The sequence below is a fragment of the Nonomuraea spiralis genome (genome assembly GCF_014648435.1).
Taxonomy (GTDB): Bacteria; Actinomycetota; Actinomycetes; order Streptosporangiales; family Streptosporangiaceae; genus Nonomuraea; species Nonomuraea spiralis.
In genome coordinates this window covers 23,056-43,598 of the sequence record NZ_BMRC01000039.1, presented here as the reverse complement: position 1 = coordinate 43,598, position 20,543 = coordinate 23,056, and the positions used below count along the sequence as shown (strand labels likewise).

Here is a 20,543-nt window from a genome sequence, read left to right as displayed (position 1 = left end):
GTCTTCATGAAACGCCTGAGCATCGATGGAACATTGCTCTACACCCCCCGCATCCACAGCGATCCCCGGGGCGTTTTCCTGGAAAGCTTCCGCGCCGCCGACCTCCGGGAGGCGATCGGGCACTCGATCGAGCTGGCACAGGTCAACTGCTCGGTCTCCAGCCGCGGCGTGCTGCGCGGCATCCACTTCGCCGACGTGCCCCCCGGCCAGGCCAAATACGTGACGTGCGTGTCCGGCGAGGCCCTGGACGTCGTCGTGGACATCCGCGTGGGCTCGCCGACGTACGGGCGGTGGGAGGCCGTACGGCTGGACGACGTCTCGCGCCAGGGCATCTACCTCACCGAGGGGTTGGGCCATGCCTTCATGGCGCTCAGCGAGTCGGCCACGGTCGTCTACCTCTGCTCCTCCCCGTACGACCCGGCGATCGAGCACGGCATCCACCCGCTGGACCCCGACCTCGCCATCGAATGGCCGGCCGACGTGGAGCCGGTCCTGTCGGCGAAGGACGCCGCCGCCCCCACGCTCAAGCAGGCCCGCGACGCGGGGATCCTCCCGTCGTGGTGAGCGTCGTGATCCCGGCCCACAACGAGGCCAAGGTGATCGGCCGCCTGCTGGACGGCCTGCTCGCCGAGGCCGCCCCCGGCGAGTTCGACGTGGTGGTCGTGGCCAACGGCTGCACCGACGACACGGCCGAGGTCGCCCGCCCGTACGACGTCCGGGTGCTGACCACGCCCGTCCCGTCCAAGAGCGCGGCGCTGCGCATGGGCGACGAGGCCGCCCGCGGCTACCCCCGCCTGTACGTGGACGCCGATGTCGAGCTCAGCACCGCCGCCGTCCGCGCCCTGGCGACCGCGCTGGCCGCGCCGGACGGGCCGCTGGCCGCCGCGCCGGAGCGGGCCCTGACCCTGGACGACCGCCCGTGGCCGGTGCGCGCCTACTACGCGATCTGGACGCGGCTGCCGCACGTCCGCTCCGGACTGTTCGCCCGGGGCGTGATCGCGGTGACCGACGCGGGCAACGAGCGCATCCGCGCGCTGCCGCCCGCGATGGCCGACGACCTGGCCGCCTCGCTGGCGTTCGCGCCCGACGAACGCGTGATCGTGACCGCGGTCCATGCGGTGATCCATCCGCCGCGCACGCTCGCCGACCTGCTGCGCCGCCGGATCCGTGCCCAGACCAGCGTGACCGAGCTGGAACGCACCACAACCTCGGCCGGCGAGCGCACCGGCCTGCGTGACCTGGTGGCCATCGTGGCCCGCGAGCCGCGCCTGGCGGGCGCGGCGGCGGTCTTCGCCGCGATGGCCGTGCTGGCCAGGCGGCGGGCCGCCCGCGCGATCCGCACGGGCGACTACACCACCTGGCTGCGCGACGAGAGCAGCCGGAACTAGCTGACCGGCGTGTTCATGTCGGTGGCGATCTGGGCGGGGGTGAGCACCTTGTTGTAGATGCGCACCTCGTCGATCAGGCCGCTGAAGTAGTCACCTGAACCGCTGTTCCCGCCGATGCGCAGCGGGCTCGTCCCGGTGCGCAGGTTGCCGCCCGTCGGGTTGGTGGCCACCAGGACGCCGTTGACGTAGAACCGCAGCGTGGCGCCGTCGTAGGTGGCCGCCACGTGGCTCCAGGCGTTCAGCGGCAGGTAGTTCGCCGCCTGCGCGTTCACCCCCGAGGAGGTGTAGATGAAGGCCGCCGGATTGCCGCTGCTGCCGCTGCTCATGATCGCGTAGGCGAGATCCGCGCCGAACTCCTTCATCAGCACCGTCCGCCAGCCGGACATGCTGGCCGGGCGTACCCACGCCTCCAGCGTCATGGCGTCGGTCAGGTGCAGCGAGCCGGAGTCGGCCACCGTCACCCAGCTCGACGTGCCGTTGAACGACAACGCCTGGCCGTACTTGCCGGCCGTCCAGGTCGCCGCGGTGGCCGTGCCGTTGTTGCCGTTGCCGGAGGTGTCGGCGACGGCGGCGCCGGTGCTGGCGTTCATGCCGTACGCGGCCACCAGTCCGCTGACCGTGGGCGGCTGGGTCACCACCGCCGACACCTCGTTGGACGGCGGCCCGGTGTTGCTCGCGCCGTCGAACGCCACCACGCGGTAGTAGTACGTGCCCGGCGCGACCCCCGAGTCGATGAACGACGGACCGGCGGTCGAGCCCACCTGGTTGGCCCCGGACGGGGTGAACCCGGCGGTCGCCGACCGGTGGACGGTGTACCCGGTAACCCCGACGTTGTCGGTCGCGGGCGTCCAGACGAGCTGCGTGCTGCCCGGCCCGCCGGTCGCCGTCAGCGGGCCGGGGGCGGTCGGCGGCTGGGTGTCGGGCGGTCCCTGCGGGCCGACGGGGGTGTTCATGTCGGTGGAGATCTGCGCGGGGGTGAGCGCCCTGTTGTAGACGCGCACCTCGTCGATCAGGCCGCTGAAGTACTCGCCTGAACCGCTGTTCCCGCCGATCCGCAGCGGGCTCGTCCCGGTGCGCAGGTTGCCGTTCATCGTGTTGGAGTCCGCCACGACGCCGTTGACGTACAACCTCAACGAGGCGCCGTCGTAGGTCGCGGCCACATGGCTCCAGGTGTTCAACGGCAGGTTCGTGGCCGCCGGGGCGTTCGCCGTCCCTCCTGAGGTGTAGACGAACGCCGCCGGGCCGCTGCTGCCGCTGCCCATGATCGCGTAGGCGAGATCGGCGCCGAACTCCTTCATCAGCACCGTCCGCCAGCCCGTCACGCTGGTCGGGCGTACCCATGCCTCCAGCGTCATGCCGTCGGTCAGGTGCAGCGAGCCGGAGTCGGCCACCGTCACCCAGCTCGACGTGCCGTTGAACGACAACGCCTTGCCGAACTTGCCGGTCGTGCTCCACGTGGTGCTCGCCGCCGTGCCGGCGTTGCCCTTGCCGGAGGAGTCGGCGACCGCCGTGCCCGCGCCCTCGTCCATCCCGTACGCGGCCACGAGCCCGTCGGGCGCCTGGGCCCGCTCGAAGGTGGCCGTGTAGGTGGCGTTGGCGGACGCGGTGATGTTGTGGCTGTTCGCGCCGCCGTCGGACCAGGAGGCGAATGTATGGGTGAACCCGTCCGCGCTCTGCGGCGACGGCGCGGAGATCGAGTTGTGGGACCCGGCGATCACGGTCCTGACGAAGGGCGTGACGGACTGCTCGCTGTTGAAGCCGATCTGCAACCCGGGGGGCGAGGTCTCGAAGCCGATGTTCACCGTCTTCGGTTGCAGCACCACGCTCTTGACGTCGTCCAGGCCCTGCGCGTCCGTCGCGGTCAGGGAGAGCTTCAGGTAGGAGGGATATTCGTGGTCGGGCGCGACGAAGCTGCCGCTGGTGCCGGTGGCCGAGGTGATCTCGTGCTCGTGGCAGGTGAGCGGGCAGTGCAGCAGGGACAGCTTCCACACCATCCGGGAGCCGGGGATGGTCCCGTCCTGGGCGTCCGTGGCGGTGCCCGAGTAGGCGATGGTGTCGCCGACCGCCCAGGTGAACGCGGTGGACGGGGTGTTGATCGTCGCCTGCGGCGACGTGTTGCCCACGTTGATCGTGACGGTGGCGTCTCCCTGTCCGCCGTGGCCGTCACCGGCCCGCAGCCGTACGGCGTAGGAGCCGGGCTGGGTGTAGGTGAAGGACGGCGTGGTCGCGGTGGAGTCGTCGAGCTCGCCGTCGCCGTCCAGGTCCCACTGGAAGGTGAGCGGGTCGCCGTCGGCGTCGCTGGAGTCCGCGGCGGTGAAGTTCACGGTGAGGGGCGGGACGCCCGTGGTGGCGCTGGCGCCGATGACGGCGGACGGCGGGTGGTTGGCGTAGATGTAGCGGACGACCTGCCCGTTGGTGTAGTCGACGGCGAACAGGTCGCCGCCGGGGCCGCTCTGCACCTCGACCGCGGGCATGCCCGAGTCGAACGTGGTGACGGTGGCCGGGTCGGGCAGCCCGTTCGCGCCCTTGGTCATGACCCAGACGCACGACCTGCTGAAGTCGGAGAAGAACAGCGCGCCGTCGTAGGCGGCCGGGTAGGAGCCACCTGTGTGGAACGCCACGCCGCTGGAGGACGAGCCGCCGGAGGGGCACGGGTCGTTCGGGGCGGGCTTGGACGAGTGGTTCCAGGAGAAGTACGGCTGCGCCACCGCCGTCGGGCCGGCCGCGTACAGGTTCTCGCAGAGGGTCAGGTTCAGGTTGTCGTAGCCGCTCTGCCGGGCCGGGCCCTCGTAGCAGGGCCAGCCGAAGTTGCTCACCGGGCCGGTGGGCGAGGCGATGCGGTTGATCTCCTCGTAGGTGTTCCAGCCGACCTCGCCCGCCCAGATCTCGTTCGTGCCGGGCCGTACGGTGATGCGGAACGGGTTGCGCTGGCCGTAGGCGATGATCCGGGCCGCGTTGGGGTCGGCGCTGCCGGCGTTCGGGTTGCCGGGGGCGGCGGCGCCGGTGTCCGGGTCGATCCTGATGATGCTGCCGTTGAGGCCGGCCGGGTCGCCGCTCGTACGCAGGTCCTGCGAGCGCAGCGCGCCGCCCTCGGCGGCCGGCGGGCTGAGCGCGGTGCCGACGGGCGACGGCGGGTCGCCGCAGGGGTTGTCCGGGGTGACGTCCGAGCTGGTCAGGTTGTCCTGGCCGTAGTCGGCGAAGTTGAAGCTGGCGCCGTCGCCGCCGCTGGCGTAGAGCATGCCGTCGGGGCCGAACTTCAGGTCGCCGACGGAGTGGCTGGGGTGCTGCTGGCACCAGTCGGTGATCAGCGGGGTCTCGACGACCGAGCCGCCCGAGGGCGCCAGCGCCGACAGGCGCCCGGTGATCAGGCAGCCGTCGCCCGTCGCGCCGGGCGGCGTCGGGCACGGGTCGGCGGTCGCGCCCGCCGTGCCCCAGCGCGGCGCGCTGCCGCCGGGCACCGCGTCGTAGGAGTACAACACGTAGATGCGCGGGTCGGCCGGGAAGTTGGGATGCAGGGCCATGCCGAGCAGCCCGCGGTCCCAGAAGTTGTGCACCTGCGTGCGCAGGTCGGCGTAGACCGCCGGTGTGGTGTCGGTGAGAGAGTCGAAGACCTTGATCAGTCCGCTCTTCTCGGCGACGAACACGCGGCCGTCCGAGGCGAACTCGATGTTGGTCGGGTTGGTCAGGCCGCTGAAGACGACCTGTCTCTGGAAACTGCCCGGCAGTGCCTGCGCGGCCGGCGGCGCGACGATCGCGAGGCCGGTCGTGATCAGCAGAACGGACAGGAGCGCATGGCGAAGCCGCCTCAACACGGGAACCCCCTTGAGCCGTAAACTCCCCCGAGCCCTGAATCGATCTATCGCACCGATTCAGGCGGAAGTCACGCGCTTTGTCCGCATCTGGCCAGCCATGCGTAGAGCAACCACCCCAGCTCGTACGGCCGGCACTCCCGGTCCACGGCGACCGGCGGGTAGACCCGGTCCAGCACGCCGAGCCGCAGGTCCCGGTGCACGCCCGTCGCCATCGCGCGCAGCCCGCGTACCAGCTTGCGTGGGTCGGCCCTGGCCTCCTTGCGCCAGGTGAGAGCCAGGTCGTCCAGCACGAACGCGGGCCGTTCGATCATCCAGTCGAGCCCCTTGGAGATCTCCCCCACGTACGCGGTGCCGCCCGCGTCGGCCAGGTCGAGCAGCGCCATCGGCCCCATGGAGAGCTGGTGGACGCTGTAGACCGGATATCCCTCCACCACCGAGCCGGTACGGGCGTCGTAGTGCCACCACCACTCACCCTGCGGGCCCTGGGCCCGGCAGATGCCCGCGGCCACCTGCTCGGCGGCCCGCAGCGCCTCGGCGTCGCCGGTGGCGGCGTGCAGCCTGGCCAGCGCCTGCAGCGGGTAGACCTGGTCGGCGAAGCAGCCCACGTGGTCGCGGTACCGGGGCACCAGCGGGCCGTGGCCGAGCGCGTGCGGGTAGAGCCGGTTGCCCGCCAGGCCGCCGAGCAGGCGCTCGCGGGCACGTTCGGCCCGGCCGTCGCGTACGCCCGCCGCGACCAGGGCGGCCAGCACCCACGCCGCCTCGACGGTGTAGATCTGCCGGCCCGTGTCCAGCTCGCCCAGGCGGCTCAGGGCCAGGTCGAGATCGGCGTGCCCGGTCTCGGCCGCCGCCCAGCAGATCAGCGCGGCGTCACCGGCGCCGGTCACCTCGGGCAGCCGCTTGACCAGGTTCCCCACCAGGTCGAGCACGTCGTCACCGGCCAGCGCGGCCCGCTGCCGCGTCTCGTCCAGGGTGCCGGCGCCGAGCGCGACGATCGCCGAGTAGCGGATGCTGCGCCCCTCGGGCACGGCCGTCCACATGCCGTCCGGCTGCCGGCGGCCCCGGCGGGTGAAGACGAACCCGCCGTCGGCGTAGCCGGGGGGCAGCCCGCGGACCGACAGGTCCAGCATGTCCCGTACGAAGTCCTGATGGCCGGAGCTCAGCAGAGCGATCCGGTGATCCGTCACGTCGTCTCCTCGATCCTGCGTCTGACACCGGCCCACTCCCTGACCACCAGGAGCAGGAATCTGCCGTTGGTGCGCACGTAGCGCGGTCCGAGCCGCAGCGGCTCCTGAAGCATGCGGTAGAGCCATTCCAGCCCTAAGCGCTGCCATCGCAGCGGCGCCCTGCGGGTCCGCCCGGCGAGCACGTCGAACGACCCGCCCACGCCGTGGATGATCCGCGCCCCGGTGCGCTCGCCCCACTCGCGGATGAAGATCTCCTTCTTCGGCGAGGTGATGCCCAGGAACAGCAGATCGGCCCGCGAGGCGGCGATCTCGGCGGCGACCTCGGCCGACTCCTCCGGCGCGAAGTAGCCGTCGCGGGAGCCCGCGATCGCCAGCCCGGGGTAGCGGGCGCGTACCTCGTCCAGCACTCCGGCCAGCACCTCACCCGTCGCGCCGAGGAAGTAGGCCCGGTAGCCGCGCCGGCCGCCCTCGGCCATCAGCCCGGTGAACAGGTCGATGCCCGCCACCCGCTCCGGTACGCGGTGACCGAGCACCCGCGCGGCCCAGACCACCGCCTGACCGTCGGCCAGCACGAGATCGCTGTCGAGCACCGACTGGCGCAACGCGGCGTCGGCGCGCATGTTGACGACCTTGGCGGCGTTCACCACACCGATGGTCAGCCGCCTGTCCTCGGTGACCGCCGACACGCAACGGGCGATCACCTGGTTCATGGTGAGGGCGTCCAGCACGACGCCGAACACCGTCTTCCTCTCCGGCAACCTCGTCATCCGTCCCCCTGGGTGTCCATGACATATCGGTCTCAGCTCCGGAAACGTCACATCAAGGAAGGACGAGCTCGGTGAGCGTCGCCCGGTGATCGGTCCGCGGCACCCGCAGGGTCCGGAAGCTCTGGACCGCGATCCGCCGGTCGGCCAGCACGTGGTCGATGGCCACCTTCGGGAACAGCCGCGGCTGCTCGTAGTAGGGCCAGGTCATGGAGAGCCCCTTGCCGGTGACGTCGGCGGCGTCCCGGTAGCCGGTGGCGATCAGGTCGCGCAGCACCGCGTGGTCGAGGGTGGAGTTGAAGTCCCCGGCCAGGATCCGCAGGGGTCCGCCGGCGGGCGGCAGCGCCCGTACGCTCGACGCCCAGCACGCCGTACGCCAGCCCTCGGAGGGCGCGCACGCGTGCACCGCCACGATCTCGGCCTCCCGCCCGCCCGGCAGCGTGACGACGGCGGGCAGGTGGCGCGGGCTGCCCTCGAACGCGGGCGCCGCGATCGGCCGGTCCGCCGCCCGCAGCGGGTAACGCGAGTAGATCGCCGCGCCCGAGGAGTCCTCCCCCGGCAACACGATCCGGTACGGCAGCGACCGCGTCAGCCCCAGCTCCTCCACCCGCTTCTGCATCAGCCCGGTGAACTCCAGCAGGTGCAGCACGTCCGGCCGCTCGCGCTCGACCGTCTCCACCAGGACCGGCGGCAACACGGAGGAGTGCAGCAGGTTGACCGCCATCACCCGCAACACCGGCCCGGCGGCGGGCGGGTTGCCCTCGGGCAACACGCGCGGCAGGACGGCCACCGCGAAGGCGCACGTCACGGCGAGCGCGGCGGCGATCAGCGGCCCGGCGCGCAGGTAGAGCGCGAACCCCAGTGGCACCACCGAGAACGCCGCCGCGTAGGGCGTGAACGACACGAGCTGCGACCAGACGAACTTCGGCTCCCACCCGCACAGCCGCAGCCCCGCCCACCCGGCCAGGGCCGCCACCGTGAGCCACAACACCGCCTCGCCTAGGCGGCGCCGCACCGGCGCCCGAGCGTCAGCACCGGCCAGGCCGCGTGCAACGCCTGACGCCAGTCCCGGATCGGCTCCCCCCTGGTGTGCGCGAGCACGCTGTTGGCCGGACGCCGCGCCGGGCGCGGGAAGCCCGCCGAGCTCACCGGGCGTACCCGTGCCGGGTCCAGGCCGAGCAGCGTGAAGATCTCCTTGGCCAGGCCGCACCATGTCGTCTCCCCGGAGCTGGTGCCGTGGTAGACGCCCGGCGGCAGCTCGGACCGCGCCAGCCGTACCAGGTAGTCGGCCAGGTCGGCGGTCCATGTCGGCTGGCCGCGCTGGTCGTCGACCACGTCCACGGTCTCGCGCTCGGCCGCCAGCCTGATCATGGTCCGCACGAAGTTCGGCCCTGAGGCGCCGTAGAGCCAGGCGCTGCGCACCACGTGGTGCCCGTGCTTCAGCGCCGCGAGCTCGCCGGCGAGCTTGGTCCTGCCGTACGCGTTCACCGGCGCGGTAGGCGCGTCCTCCGGGTACGGCCCCGGCGCGGTGCCGTCGAAGACGTAGTCGGTGGACACGTGCACGAGCCGCGCCCCGGCCAGCGCGCAGCTCTCGGCCAGCACGCCCACCGCGTGCCCGTTGATCGCCAGCGCCTCGTCCTCGTGGGTCTCGGCGTCGTCCACGGCGGTCCAGGCGGCGCAGTTGATCACCACTCCGGGCCGGTAGGCGGAGACGAAGTCGCGTACCGCGCGCCCGTCGGACAGGTCGAGCTCCGAACGGGTGAGCGCGAGCACCGGCTCGCCGGTCAGCGTCGCGCGTACGAGCACGTCGGCCGCCAGCATGCCGCCGCCGCCCGTGATGAGCCACCTCATGAGGGCCACCAGTCGCGGTGGTCGGCGTACCAGCGGATCGTGTCCTTCAGACCCTGCTCGAACGGGATCTCCGGGCGGTAGCCGAGCCTGCGCAGCTTGGTGTCGTCCAGGGAGTAGCGGCGGTCGTGGCCCTTGCGGTCCTCGACGTAGCGCACCGAGTCCCAGTCGCGGCCGCAGGCTTCGAGCAGGCGGGCGGTCAGGTCCTTGTTCGTCAGCTCGGCGGTGCCCGCGATGTGGTAGATCTCGCCGGGTTCGCCCTTCTCGGCGACCAGGCGGATGCCGGCGCAGTGGTCCTCGGCGTGGATCCAGTCGCGCACGTTCCCGCCGTCGCCGTACAGCGGGACCTGGCGGCCGCGCAGCAGGTTCGTGATGAACAGCGGGATCAGCTTCTCCGGGTACTGCCGGGGGCCGTAGTTGTTGCCGCAGCGGGTGATCGACACGTCCAGCCCGTACGTGATCGCGTACGAGCGGGCGATCAGGTCGCCGCCCGCCTTGCTGGCCGCGTACGGCGAGCGCGGCCGGACCGGCGCGGACTCGTCCCACGAGCCGATGTCGATCGACCCGTAGACCTCGTCCGTCGAGACCTGGACCACCTTCGGCGTGCCCGCCTCCAGGCACGCCTGCAACAACGTCTGCGTGCCGAGCACGTTGGTCCGCATGAACTCGGCGGCGGCGCCCTCGATCGACCGGTCGACGTGCGACTCGGCGGCGAAGTTCACCACCAGGTCGTGACCGGGCACGACCTCGCGCAGCAGCTCGGCGTCGCAGATGTCGCCATGGACGAACTCGTGGCGCACGCCTTCGAGGTTGGCGCGGTTGCCTGCGTAGGTGAGCTTGTCGAGGACGGTCACGTACACGTCGTGCAGCCCCCGGACGAAGTGGGAACCGATGAACCCCGCCCCGCCGGTCACCAGGATTCTTGTCATGTAGTGATCTGTACCTTGCTGTGATCGCCCAGCACGAGACGGTGGGCTCTGGGCGTGTTGGGCGCTCGGGTGACCTCGACGTCGTGGCCGATCAGAGAGGCCTCGATCCGGCCCACGCCGTCGATGGACGCGCGGGGCAGCAGGATCGAGTACTCGATCTCGCTGCCGGTGACGACGCACGACGCGCCGACGGAGGTGAACGGGCCGACGTAGCTGTCCTGGATGCGGGCGTCCCGGCCGATGATCGCCGGGCCGACCACGCGCGAGCGCTCGACCACCGCGCCCGGCTCGACCACGACCCGGCCGATCAGCTCGCTGACCTCGTCCACGTGCCCGCGCACGCCGGGCTCGACCGACTCCAGGACCAGCCGGTTGACCTCCAGCATGTCGGTGACGTTGCCGGTGTCCTTCCAGTATCCGGAGATCACCGACGACTCGACGCGCAACCCGGCCTCGATCAGCCACTGGATGGCGTCGGTGATCTCCAGCTCGCCCCGCCACGACGGTTTGAGCTCGGCGACCGCCGCGTGGACGGCCGGGCTGAACAGGTACACGCCGACCAGGGCCAGGTCGCTCTTGGGCCGGGCCGGCTTCTCCTCCAGGCCGACGACGCGGCCGTTCGCGTCCAGCTCGGCGACCCCGAACTGGCTGGGGTCGCCGACCTCGGTCAGCATGATCTGCGCGGCGGGCCGCTCCCTGGTGAACCTGTCCACCAGGTCGCGGATGCCGCCGACGATGAAGTTGTCGCCCAGGTACATGACGAAGTCCTCGTCGCCCAGGAACTCGCGGGCGATCAGCACGCCGTGCGCCAGCCCGAGGGGCGCCTCCTGGCGGAGGTAGGTCACCTGCAGACCGAACGCCGAGCCGTCGCCCACGGCCGACTCGATCTCCGCCTGCGTGTCCCCGACCACCAGGCCGAGCTCCTGGATCCCGGCCGCCGCGATGGCCTCCAGCCCGTAGAACAGGACCGGTTTGTTGGCGACGGGGACCAGCTGCTTGGCCGAGGTGTGCGTGATGGGCCGGAGCCGTGTGCCCGACCCTCCGGCGAGCACGAGTGCCTTCACTGCTAGTAAGCCCCTTCTCCACGGGTGACGACGGACCAGGTCTTCCACAGGATCTGCAGGTCGAGGATGAGCGACCAGTTCTCCACGTAGCGCAGGTCGAGGCGTACGGACTCCTCCCACGTCAGGTCGGAACGGCCGCTGACCTGCCACAGACCGGTCATGCCGGGCTTGACCACCAGGCGGCGGCGCACGTCGGCGCCGTACCTGGCCACCTCCTCCGGCAGCGGCGGACGGGGGCCGACGAGGGACATCTCACCACGGATCACGTTGAGGAGCTGTGGCAGCTCGTCCAGGGAGTAGCGGCGGAGGAAGGCGCCGACCCGGGTGATCCTTGGATCGTTCCTTATCTTGAACAGCACTCCGTCGAACTCGTTCGCTTCGAGAAGTTGTTTCTTGAGCCGTTCCGCGTCGACGACCATCGTGCGGAACTTCACGACCCGGAACTCCTCGCCTCCCCTGCCCACCCTGGTCTGGTGGAACAGCGCGGGCCCCTGGCTGGTGAGCCGGATCACCAGGGCGAGGGCCAGCAGCGGCAGCGCGAGCACCAGCAGGGCCACGCCGGCCACCAGCCGGTCGAACACCGCCTTCGCGAGCTGCCGCGTGCCGTCGAACTCGGGATGTTCCACGTGCAACAGCGGCATCCCGGCGACGGGCCTGATGCTGATGCGCGGGCCGGCGACGTCCATGAGCGCGGGCGCGACGAACAGGTCCGTACGCGCCGTCTCCAGGCTCCAGGCCAGCCGACGCAGCGCCGCCCCGTCCAGCTCGGGGCAGGCCAGGACGGCCACGGCGTCGGCCCGCGAGTGCTCCACGACCTTGGCCACGTCGCTGAAGGAGCCCAGCACGGGGATGCCGTCGACGTCGACGTCGAGCGTGTCGTCGGGCAGGCAGGCACCCACCACCCGCATGCCGTGGTGCGGCTGGCGGCGGAACTGCACCACGAGGTCGAGGATCGACTCCCGGTGCCCGACCGCGATCACCTGCCGCGTGTACTCGCCGATCGCCCGCCTGCGATGGAGGCGTTTTCGCATGCGGTAGCGGAAGTAGAGCGTGCCTCCCAGCGCCAGCGGCAACATCGCCATGACGAAGCTGCGCGCGATGGCCGTCTGGGTGGCGTAGGCCAGGATGGCCGTGGTGGCCATCAGCCCGATGCCGCCGTTGAAGACGGCCTTGAACTCCTCCGTGCCCTCGCCGTTGGCGCGTTGTCGGTACGCGCCTCCCATCATGAGCGCGACGGGCCAGCCGACGAGCAGGCTGAGCCCGAGCACGTACTCGGCGATCGGGACGTACACGCCGGAGGCCAGCCGTACGCCCAGAACGCAGACGCACGCGAGCAGCGCGCACGCCGTGTCTCCTCCTAACAGGAGCCGCAGGTACGCCCGGGTCCAGATGCTGGACTCAAGGCGCGGCACGGCCTTGAGGAGCACAGCAGTGGACTCCCCAGTCCCCACCCTCATAGCACCACCCTGTGATAACTGCTTTCACCGCGATAACTTGACGTTCCTTGTGCCACATAGGTTGACAATGACCCATGCGTTATCAAGGGCGGCGGCCCCCACTAAAGAGTAAAGATCGATTCCAACCTGGGGAATAACGGGAAATGTCCACAATCGGACGCGGATCTAGGGGTTCTGGGGGTTGACGGAACGATCCATAAGTGCAGCGCCAGGGCGGGGAAATGTGAGGTTTATGACGACATTTCGCCAGGTTACCGGGCAATGAACCCGGCTAGTCGTACTCCAGATCCGGCAATGCGGACGGCGGATCGGGGCTACGCCACACGACCACAACTCCGTCGTGCGCGGAATCGGCGGCGAGGTTCAGCCGGTCGAGATCGAAATCGGGCAAGTAGCGTAGACGGGCGAGAAAGGTGGCATCAGTCGCGGAACGCGGCACGACGCAGCCTTCGCCGTCACGATCGAGCAGGATGTAGTGGACGTCTTCCCCGGATTCGGTGACGACACGGACCTCCACCACGTCCTCCCACGCAAGGGCCTCTACGCTGCCGTCGGCGTAGTGGCGGGTGACGCCCTCTTCCGTGACATATACGTAGGAGTCCGGCATCGGGTTGCCGTGCATGGGCGCGATTCTTGCGAGTCCTGGGGTTGTCCCGCAAGGGTTCGCGCTCATTGGTGCACATGGCGTAGCCGTTCAGGGGTGTGCGGGACTGCCCCAGTTGTGGCTGAGATGCGCCGCCACCGCCGCCTGTGCCACCTCGACCGGGCCGGCCGCGATGGCGTCGAGCAGCTCGCGATGCTCGCGGACCAGGACGTCCCGGTCGCGGTAGACCTCGCGCAGGCGGACCATGCCGAGCCTGGTCTCGGCGGCGAGCGCGGCGTAGAGGCGGACGAGCCGCCGGCTGCCGGCCGCCTCGATCAGCGCCTCGTGCAGGGCCATGTGCTCGGCCACGGTCGCCGACCACGGCGCGTCGGCGGGCAGCTCCTCCCACCTGCGCAGCGCGGCCTCGGCGGCGGGCACCCGGCGCCCGGCCACGGCCCGAGCCATGAGGTCCTCCAGGGGCCGGCGCACGTACATGAGGTCCTGGAGGTCCGAGATCGTCACCTCGGGGACATAGGCACTGCGGTTGCGCTCCCGCCTGAGCAGTCCCTCGTGCACCAGGGCGGCCAGCGCCTCGCGCACGGTCGGCCTGGCCACGCCGTACGACGCGGCGATCTCCTGCTCGGGCAGCGGCGTCCCCGGCGTGATCTCGCCGGAGAGCACCCTGCTGCGCAGGGCGTCGGCGAGCGCACCGACGGTGGAGACGGGTTTGAGGGGCAACATCACGGCTGTGATGCTAGTGCCGTTTCCCGTACGCGTTCGGGCACGGCCACCGCCACCAGGCTGAGCACCAGCATCACGAGCCCGGCGACGGACAGCGGGGCCAGCCGCTCGCCCAGCACCAGCAGGCCGAGCAGCGCGGCGACGGCCGGCTCGGTCAGGGCCAGCGTCGCGGCCGTGGCGACGGGGGTCGTACGCAGGCCGCGCCCGTACAGGAAGTAGGACAGCGCGGTGGTGCCGATCCCCAGGTAGAGCACGGCGAGCAGCCCGCGCGGCTCCCCCAGCCACCCCACCCCGTTGATCAGCAGCACCGGCAGCATGACGACGGCGGCGCCGCCGAACAGCACCCCCATCACGGCGCCGGACTCGGACCCGGTCTCGATGGCCCTGGCCGCCGAGACCGCGTAGAAGGCGTAGAGCAGCCCGCCGAGCAGCGCGAACAGCACGCCCGACACCATCTGCCCGCCCGCCTGCGCGCCGCCGCCGACGATCAGCGCCGCGCACCCGCAGACCGCCGCCGTGGTCGCCAGCGCCCACCGCCCGCTCGGCCGCCGCCCGTGCAGCGCCCACGACAACACGCCCGTGAACACCGGCCCGCTGCCGATCGCGACCACCGTGCCGATGGCCACCCCGGTGCGCCCGACCGCCGCGAAGAAGCACAACTGGTACGCCGCCACCGCCAGGGCGGCCAGCAGCAACCCCGGCCGCAACGCCCGCCTGAGCCCGGCCCCGGCGCACACCCCGAGCACCGCGCCGCCGATGACCAGCCGCGCGGCGGCCAGGGCGACCGAGTCGGCCGAGACGAGCAGTCCGGCGGTGCCCGCCGTGCCCCAGAGCGCGGAGGCGCCCACGACGGCGAGAGGTCCCTTCTTCATGGCTACATTGTCAGACAATTAGACAATTTCGTCCAGCAGTCCGTCCAGCATGCGGTCAGCGGGGGCGGCGAGGTCGCCCATGTAGTCGTCCAGGACGGCGAGCGCGTCGTGCACACTCGGCAGGCTGCGGCGCGGGAGCTCCAGCAGCGGCTCGCCCTCGGCGGTGATCCCGCCCTCCACGTGGAAGGCGCTGTCGGAGGTGGTGAGGGAGAGCTCGAAGCGCACCTCGCGGCCGTCGGGCAGGACGAACGCGGCGCCGGTGCACACGCCCGACGGCGGGACGAAGTAGGTGAAGGGGGTGTTGCGCACGAAGGGGTGGCGTAAGCCGGCGAGGATCTCGGCCGCTCTGCTCAGGGCCGCCAGCAGCCCGGCCGCGGCCCGGCTCTCGCTGTCCACGCGGGCAAGATTAGTTCACCCCGCCACCCCGTGACCAGGCAGCCCGATCACCGCACGCCCGCCCCGGGTCCGCACGCGCCGGTCCGCACCCGCCTCCAGCCGCACACGCCCAGTCACCGCACACGCCCAGTCACCGCACGCGCCCCGCGTCAGTCGGTCGCCAGGCGGGCGTGGCGTTCGACGTCGTGGCGGACGCCCTCGTAGCAGAGCTTGCCGCGCTCGACGCCCTCGGGCCGGAACCCCGCCTTGGTCGCCACCCGGCACGACGCCGGGTTGTCCGTGCGGTGCCCCAGCTCCAGCCGGAAGAGCCCGCGCTCGTCGAACGCCCACCGCGCCAGCTTCTCGGTGGCCGCCGTGGCGACTCCCCGCCCCCGGTACGCGGGCAACACCCAGTAGGACACCCACCCGTTGTCGTGCACGTCGATCCCGGCCACCGCCACGTTCCCCACCACCGTGCCGCCCTCGGCCACCACGGCGAACGCGTGGCCGACACCCGTCCAGGCCGCGATCCAGCCCACGGCGTCCTTGAGCGTGACGACGGGGAAGGGCGCCTGTCTGCGCAGGTCAGGCGTCTGGAACGCGCCCAGCACGGCCGGCGCGTCGTCCTCGTGCCACTCGCGCAGCCGGATGTCGATGGAGGTCACGCTGCCCGAGATTACCGCCGGCTCACGACGGGCCGATCTGGTGTGCCGCCTCGAAGGCGGTGACCAGCTGCCGGGGCGCGGTCAGGCACCACGCCTCGGCCATCAGCTCGAACAGCTCGTCGTGGTCGATCTTGTCGAGGTGGACCACCACCCACCCGAAGCGCCCCGCTGTGAACTGCACCTCGAACACGTCGGGCCGCTCGGCCACCATCGCGAGCTGCTCCTCGACGGTGGCCTTGACGCCGACGGTCTCGGTCTTCTCCCACAGGTAGCCGAAGCCCTTGCCGCGGACCTTGAAACCGACCCACTCCGCGCTGGGGTGCTCGGTCACCTCCGGCAACCCGCGCACCAGGTCGAGGAACTCGTCGACGCTCACACCCATGCCGACTGTCTACCAAACCCGACCGACAATCCCGCCCGGTCAGCGGTAGTAGCGCACCTCGATGACGTTGCCGTCGAGGTCGGGGAAGTAGATGGTCTCGGGGGCGATGCCCTGGGCGCCGAAGGAGTTGGAGCCGGTGCCGGTGATCGCGGTCCCGTGGTCCTTCAGGCGGACCTGGAGGGCGTCGAAGTCCTCGCGGCTCACGGACAGGCAGAAGTGGTTGATCTGGTGCCCGGCGCTGCCGGTCACGCCCGTCCCCTCCTCCACGCCGTTCGACACGTCCTGCGCCATCAGATCGATGATCGTCTCGGCTGAGATCCGTACGCTCGGGAACCCCGCCTTCCCCTCGCGGAACTCCTCCCCCCGGACTCCCGGAAGGCCGACCACCTGCTCGTAGAAGTGGAGGGCGGCGAGTTGGTCGGAAACCCAGCAGACGAGATGGTCCAGACGCGCATCCATGTGATAGATCCTCCCATTCCCGTCAAATATCCTTTGCGCGCCTGCCCCTGTCCACCTGAGGCCCGCCGGGACGGACGATCGTCGCCTGATCGAAAGGCACGATTCACGCGAGGTTTCTCTGTCCCGCCGGACGTCCGCTCCGTCATCATGTGTCCTATGACGGGGACGGTACGGACCAAGCCGATGCCCTTCGTCGTACGGGCCGCCAGGTTCGTCATGACGTTGCAGGTGGCGTTCGGCCTCGTGGGTCTGGCCTTCCTGGGGGCCATGGCGGTGGCCGATGGCGCGGTCGTCCTAGCCCTGCTGCTCCTGCCCGAGGCGGCGCTCGTCTGGCTGACCGGCCGGCTGCTGGGCCGTTTCGACACCCGCGCGCCCAGGGTGCGCTGGGCGACCGTGGCCCTGGAACTGCTCCTCGTCGGAGCGCCCCTCGTGATCAACGTGCTCGACTCCGGCCTCGACCTGGGACGGGCGCTCTTCGTGAGCCTCGGCCCAGGGCTGGTCGTCGTCCTGCTGCTCCTGCCGCCGTCCTGGCGCTGGTTCTCGCGGCCGAACCACCTCGACTGATCAAGCATCCAAAGGCGTATGGAGGAACTCTTACCGGACGATCCGCAGCGAATAGCCGACTACTGGCTGGCGGGACGGCTGGGCAGCGGCGGGCAGGGCGTGGTCTACGAGGCGTACGACGCCGCCGGCACCAGGGTCGCGCTCAAGGTGCTGCGATCGGGAGACCTGCGCGGCCGGTGGGCCAAGGAGGTCGCCGTGGCCCAGCGGGTCGCCTCCTTCTGCACCGCCAAGATCCTCGGCGCCCGCCTGGACGGCGAACGGCCGTACATCGTCAGCGAGTACGTCGAGGGCCCCAGCCTCAGGCGCGCGGTACGGGAGTCGGGCGCGTTCTCCGGGGACGCCCTCTACCGGCTGGCCATCGCCGTGGCCACCGCGCTCGCCGCGATCCACGAGGCGGGGGTCGTGCACCGGGATCTCAAACCCGACAACGTGCTGCTCGGCCCGGACGGCCCGAGAGTGATCGACTTCGGCATCGCCAGGGCCACGGAGATGACGCTCACCTCCACGACGTCGGCCGCCGGCACGCCGACGTACATGGCGCCCGAGGTCATCAGCGGAGGACGCGCCGAGACCTCCGCCGACCTGTTCGCCTGGGGCGCGGTCATCCTGTTCGCGGCGACCGGCCACGACCCGTTCCGCGCCGGGAACGACAACCCCTACGCCCACATGCAGCGGGTGTTGTCCGCGCAGCCCGATCTCGGTGCGCTGGCCGATCCGCTGCGCCCGCTGGTGGCCGCGGCCCTGGCCAAGACACCCGCCGAGCGGCCGACGGCGCGCGAGCTGCTGCTCGCGCTGATCGGCGGGAACGGGAACGTCGCGCTGCTGAGCGAGGGGTCGCGGGAGGGAGGCGGGATCGCGCCGCCGCACGCCGACCCCGACCCGGCCCTGGGAGAGCGGGCCGAGCGCCTCTACCAGGAGCTCTCCCCCGAGATCAGGGATCTCGTGCCGGGGATGCTGCTGCGGCTGGTGGCGATCGACGACGAAGGGCGGGAGACACTGCGCCGCGCGCCGGCCGGCGAGTTGCCGCAAGCCGCGGTCGCCGCGTTCTCCGGCCTGCTCTCCGTGACCGGGGAGTGGGTACGTCTGGCCCATCCGGCCCTGGTCAAGGCGTGGCCGCGGCTGCGCGGCTGGTACGCGGCCGAGCGCGACGGGCTCCCGACGCATCGCCGGCTGGCCGAGGACGCCTGGGAGTGGGACGCGGGCGGCCGGCAGGACGCCGATCTGCCGCACGGCAGCCTGCTGGAATCGCTGCGCGACTGGACGGGCGCCCGCCCGCGGCTGCTCACCCTGACACCCGTGGAACGGGCGTACGTGGCGGGCGGGGTGCGGCTGGCGAGCCGGCGCAGGCTGCGGCGGCGGTGGTTCACCGGCGTCCTCGTCGTCCTGCTCGGCGTGGCGGTCACCGCCTCGGTCCTGGCCGACCAGCAACGGCGGCTCGTGAGCGGCCAGCGTGACCGGGCGCTGTCGGAATCGCTGGCCGCGCAGGCGGTGGCGTTGCGGCGTACCGATCCGAAGGAGGGCATGCTGCTGGCGGTGGCGGCCTACCGCGTCGCGCCCACCGTGGCCGCGCGCGGCGCGATGTACGGCGCGTTGACGCAGGTGGAGAACGAGGTCTTCGTGCCGCCCGAGCGGCCGGCCGGCCGGTACGCGCTCAACCACGACGGCAGCCTCCTCGCCGGTACGGACGGGACGACGGCCGCCGTCTGGCGCGTGGACACACGCGAACAGGTCCGGTCCGTGTCCGGTCTGGAGCCGCGCCCCGAAGGGATCGCACTGAGCCCTGACGGCGGCAGGCTGGCCCTGCAGTACGCCGACCATCTGACGATCAGGGACCTGACCACCGGGCAGACCTGGACGAGCGGGAAGGACGACTCCTGGGACGCCGTGGTGGCGGCCGAGATGGACTTCAGCCCGGACGGCAGGTTCCTGAGCCTGCCCAACGAGAGCGGCACCCAGCTCGACCTGACCACGAAGACCCCGGTCAGGACGCCCTCCGGCGACGCCGAGGCGGTGAGCCCTGACGGCCGCCTGGCCCTGCTCACCACCATGGACGACCAGAACCGCATGCATGCCGAAGGCTGGAACCCGGTCACGCGCGAACGTGCCGCCCCCTGGCTGAAGACCATGACCCACGCCGTCTTCAGCGACGACGGCTCCCTCGTGGCGATCAGCGACGTCACCCGCGTGCGGGTGCGCAGGTCCGCGACCGGCGAGCAGGTCGGCACGCTGAAGCCCACCGGGATGGACATCGCCGCCTTCAGCCCCGATCACACGATGATCGCCGTCCTGTCGAACCGGCGGCTCACGCTGTCCGCCGTCGACGGCCGCCGCCTGCTGACCTACGACACCCGCGGCCAGCAGCTCGTCGAGCACTTCCCGCGGTTCAGCCGGGACGGGCGCGTGCTGCGACTGCTCTCCTCGGACGGCACCGTGACCTCGCTCGACCTGACCCGCTACCGCGAGAACCGGCCGACCGGCGACGACGTGCCTCTGTCGCCCGTCCATGCGGGCGACGGCCGCTACCTGCTCTCGGACGCGGGCGGCGGCCGGGTCATGGTGTGGCGTCCCGACGGACGGCTCTTCCGTACGGTACGGGCCGGACGGTTGGAGCCGACCGACTTCACCACCCGGTTCACCATGGACCGGACGGGCCGCGTCCTCGCCACGTCGTCGAGCGAACGTCCCCGCGAGATCCAGCTCTGGGACGTCGCCACCGGGGCGAAGCGCGCCAAGCTCACGACCTCCGGCTTCTCTGTCACCGACCTGAGCTTCGGGCCCGACGGCCGTGTGCTCGCCGCCGGGCTGGCCGCGTACGACGAGGGCCGGCGCGGACTGCTGCTGTGGGACACGGTCGCCGGGACCGCCAGGACCGTACCCGGCGTCGAGAACTCAGGCGTGCCGCTCGTCTTCACCCCGGACGGCCGCCGCCTCGTCGTCACCGGCGATCCCCCCTCCTTGGTGGACGTCGCCACGGCCCGGCCGCTGCCGCTGCCCGACGCCCTGCGCGAGGTGAGCACGGTCGCCTTCGGCCCGTCCCTGGCCGCCGTCGCGGACTTCGACGGCATCGTCCGGATCTGGGACGGCGGGCTGACCCGGCTGATCGGCCGCTTCGAGACGGGCAAGGGCGTGGGCTCTCTCGCCGTCTCCCCCGACGGCGCGACCGTGGCCGCCGTGACCGACGCCGGTCTGATGTTCTGGGACGTCCCCACCAGGACCCGGGTGGGCGGCGCGCAGCCGCTGTATCTGTCCGAGGGCGGCGAGCGGCCCGTTGACCTGCGGTTCGACGGTCCCGGCCTGCACGTCCTGCTCGACGCGGGGACCGGCGGGGACGTGCCGGTCGACGGCGGCCTGCTGGCGTCCCGGGTGTGCGCCAGGGCCGCGGGCGTGCGGCTGAGCGCCCAGCGCTGGGACCAGTACGCCCCGGGCGTGGCTCCTGTCACGATCTGCTGACCCGCG

Annotated in this window: 19 protein-coding genes; 4 read left to right on the top strand and 15 right to left on the bottom strand. The window is 71.6% G+C overall.

Translation table 11 applies throughout. The features are described from left to right. The first annotated feature begins 6 nt into the window (after nt 1-6). The gene (gene rfbC, locus IEZ27_RS47855) at nt 7-564 is read left to right on the top strand and encodes a dTDP-4-dehydrorhamnose 3,5-epimerase (protein ID WP_125643743.1); all 558 of its coding nucleotides are present in this window, start codon (nt 7-9) and stop codon (nt 562-564) included. Then, the gene (locus tag IEZ27_RS47850) at nt 558-1,388 is read left to right on the top strand and encodes a glycosyltransferase (RefSeq protein ID WP_189653327.1); all 831 of its coding nucleotides are present in this window, start codon (nt 558-560) and stop codon (nt 1,386-1,388) included. The genes rfbC and IEZ27_RS47850 overlap by 7 nt, the downstream gene beginning before the upstream one ends. Here the strand turns inward: IEZ27_RS47850 and IEZ27_RS47845 are convergent. The 15 genes from IEZ27_RS47845 to IEZ27_RS47775 form a co-directional block, all read right to left on the bottom strand. Further along, nucleotides 1,385-5,200, bottom strand: coding sequence for a LamG-like jellyroll fold domain-containing protein (locus IEZ27_RS47845; RefSeq protein ID WP_189653326.1), 3,816 nt, complete (start codon nt 5,198-5,200; stop codon nt 1,385-1,387). The two genes, IEZ27_RS47850 and IEZ27_RS47845, sit on opposite strands and share 4 nt — an antisense overlap. 68 nt (nt 5,201-5,268) lie before the next feature. Beyond that, the gene (locus tag IEZ27_RS47840; protein WP_189653325.1) at nt 5,269-6,384 is read right to left on the bottom strand and encodes a hypothetical protein; all 1,116 of its coding nucleotides are present in this window, start codon (nt 6,382-6,384) and stop codon (nt 5,269-5,271) included. Continuing rightward, entirely contained in the window at nt 6,381-7,151 is a 771-nt protein-coding gene (locus IEZ27_RS47835; protein ID WP_229825006.1) for a WecB/TagA/CpsF family glycosyltransferase, read from the bottom strand. The genes IEZ27_RS47840 and IEZ27_RS47835 overlap by 4 nt, the downstream gene beginning before the upstream one ends. 52 nt (nt 7,152-7,203) lie before the next feature. Next, nucleotides 7,204-8,163 (bottom strand): endonuclease/exonuclease/phosphatase family protein, encoded by a 960-nt coding sequence (locus IEZ27_RS47830; protein ID WP_189653324.1) that lies wholly within the window; start codon nt 8,161-8,163, stop codon nt 7,204-7,206. After that, nucleotides 8,148-8,999 carry a dTDP-4-dehydrorhamnose reductase gene (rfbD, locus tag IEZ27_RS47825; RefSeq protein ID WP_189653323.1) on the bottom strand — a complete coding sequence of 284 codons (852 nt, stop codon included), beginning with the start codon at nt 8,997-8,999 and terminating at the stop codon, nt 8,148-8,150. The genes IEZ27_RS47830 and rfbD overlap by 16 nt, the downstream gene beginning before the upstream one ends. Beyond that, nucleotides 8,996-9,925, bottom strand: a complete 930-nt coding sequence (gene rfbB, locus IEZ27_RS47820; RefSeq protein WP_125643754.1) for a dTDP-glucose 4,6-dehydratase — start codon at nt 9,923-9,925, stop codon at nt 8,996-8,998. The genes rfbD and rfbB overlap by 4 nt, the downstream gene beginning before the upstream one ends. Continuing rightward, nucleotides 9,922-10,989 carry a glucose-1-phosphate thymidylyltransferase gene (locus tag IEZ27_RS47815; RefSeq protein WP_125643756.1) on the bottom strand — a complete coding sequence of 356 codons (1,068 nt, stop codon included), beginning with the start codon at nt 10,987-10,989 and terminating at the stop codon, nt 9,922-9,924. Before IEZ27_RS47815 ends, rfbB begins: the two co-directional genes overlap by 4 nt. Nucleotides 10,990-10,991: 2 nt before the next feature. Beyond that, complete coding sequence (locus IEZ27_RS47810; RefSeq protein ID WP_189653322.1) at nt 10,992-12,446, bottom strand: sugar transferase; 1,455 nt, start codon at nt 12,444-12,446, stop codon at nt 10,992-10,994. A 271-nt stretch (nt 12,447-12,717) separates the two neighbouring features. Beyond that, nucleotides 12,718-13,068, bottom strand: coding sequence for a hypothetical protein (locus tag IEZ27_RS47805; protein ID WP_125643760.1), 351 nt, complete (start codon nt 13,066-13,068; stop codon nt 12,718-12,720). A 72-nt stretch (nt 13,069-13,140) separates the two neighbouring features. Then, nucleotides 13,141-13,770 carry a GntR family transcriptional regulator gene (locus IEZ27_RS47800; protein WP_229825013.1) on the bottom strand — a complete coding sequence of 210 codons (630 nt, stop codon included), beginning with the start codon at nt 13,768-13,770 and terminating at the stop codon, nt 13,141-13,143. Then, nucleotides 13,770-14,642, bottom strand: a complete 873-nt coding sequence (locus tag IEZ27_RS47795; protein WP_125643763.1) for a DMT family transporter — start codon at nt 14,640-14,642, stop codon at nt 13,770-13,772. The genes IEZ27_RS47800 and IEZ27_RS47795 overlap by 1 nt, the downstream gene beginning before the upstream one ends. Nucleotides 14,643-14,660: 18 nt before the next feature. Next, nucleotides 14,661-15,038 carry a hypothetical protein gene (locus IEZ27_RS47790; RefSeq protein ID WP_189653320.1) on the bottom strand — a complete coding sequence of 126 codons (378 nt, stop codon included), beginning with the start codon at nt 15,036-15,038 and terminating at the stop codon, nt 14,661-14,663. 149 nt (nt 15,039-15,187) lie between these two features. Continuing rightward, nucleotides 15,188-15,682, bottom strand: a complete 495-nt coding sequence (locus IEZ27_RS47785) for a GNAT family N-acetyltransferase (protein ID WP_189653319.1) — start codon at nt 15,680-15,682, stop codon at nt 15,188-15,190. Nucleotides 15,683-15,704: 22 nt separating this feature from the next. Further along, a complete protein-coding gene (locus IEZ27_RS47780) occupies nt 15,705-16,064 on the bottom strand; it encodes an MmcQ/YjbR family DNA-binding protein (protein WP_189653318.1) in 360 nt (119 codons plus the stop codon). A gap of 39 nt (nt 16,065-16,103) precedes the next feature. Further along, a complete protein-coding gene (locus tag IEZ27_RS47775) occupies nt 16,104-16,523 on the bottom strand; it encodes a VOC family protein (RefSeq protein WP_189653317.1) in 420 nt (139 codons plus the stop codon). A gap of 156 nt (nt 16,524-16,679) precedes the next feature. Here IEZ27_RS47775 and IEZ27_RS47770 point away from each other — a divergent pair, with 156 nt between their 5' ends. Both IEZ27_RS47770 and IEZ27_RS47765 read left to right on the top strand, forming a co-directional pair. Further along, on the top strand, nt 16,680-17,087 hold the full coding sequence (locus IEZ27_RS47770; protein ID WP_189653316.1) for a hypothetical protein: 408 nt from the start codon (nt 16,680-16,682) through the stop codon (nt 17,085-17,087). A gap of 18 nt (nt 17,088-17,105) precedes the next feature. Next, nucleotides 17,106-20,537 (top strand): WD40 repeat domain-containing serine/threonine protein kinase, encoded by a 3,432-nt coding sequence (locus IEZ27_RS47765; protein WP_189653315.1) that lies wholly within the window; start codon nt 17,106-17,108, stop codon nt 20,535-20,537. Nucleotides 20,538-20,543 lie beyond the last annotated feature (6 nt).

What these genes read in the sequence shown, in the direction of transcription:
- rfbB (WP_125643754.1), bottom strand. Translation starts at nt 9,925, where the DNA reads ATGACAAGAATCCTGGTGACCGGCGGGGCGGGGTTCATCGGTTCCCAC.
- rfbD (WP_189653323.1), bottom strand. Translation starts at nt 8,999, where the DNA reads ATGAGGTGGCTCATCACGGGCGGCGGCGGCATGCTGGCGGCCGACGTG.
- rfbC (WP_125643743.1), top strand. Translation starts at nt 7, where the DNA reads ATGAAACGCCTGAGCATCGATGGAACATTGCTCTACACCCCCCGCATC.
- IEZ27_RS47795 (WP_125643763.1), bottom strand. Translation starts at nt 14,642, where the DNA reads ATGAAGAAGGGACCTCTCGCCGTCGTGGGCGCCTCCGCGCTCTGGGGC.
- IEZ27_RS47780 (WP_189653318.1), bottom strand. Translation starts at nt 16,064, where the DNA reads ATGGGTGTGAGCGTCGACGAGTTCCTCGACCTGGTGCGCGGGTTGCCG.
- IEZ27_RS47835 (WP_229825006.1), bottom strand. Translation starts at nt 7,151, where the DNA reads ATGACGAGGTTGCCGGAGAGGAAGACGGTGTTCGGCGTCGTGCTGGAC.
- IEZ27_RS47770 (WP_189653316.1), top strand. Translation starts at nt 16,680, where the DNA reads ATGACGGGGACGGTACGGACCAAGCCGATGCCCTTCGTCGTACGGGCC.
- IEZ27_RS47765 (WP_189653315.1), top strand. Translation starts at nt 17,106, where the DNA reads ATGGAGGAACTCTTACCGGACGATCCGCAGCGAATAGCCGACTACTGG.
- IEZ27_RS47800 (WP_229825013.1), bottom strand. Translation starts at nt 13,770, where the DNA reads ATGTTGCCCCTCAAACCCGTCTCCACCGTCGGTGCGCTCGCCGACGCC.
- IEZ27_RS47805 (WP_125643760.1), bottom strand. Translation starts at nt 13,068, where the DNA reads ATGCACGGCAACCCGATGCCGGACTCCTACGTATATGTCACGGAAGAG.
- IEZ27_RS47775 (WP_189653317.1), bottom strand. Translation starts at nt 16,523, where the DNA reads ATGGATGCGCGTCTGGACCATCTCGTCTGCTGGGTTTCCGACCAACTC.
- IEZ27_RS47810 (WP_189653322.1), bottom strand. Translation starts at nt 12,446, where the DNA reads ATGAGGGTGGGGACTGGGGAGTCCACTGCTGTGCTCCTCAAGGCCGTG.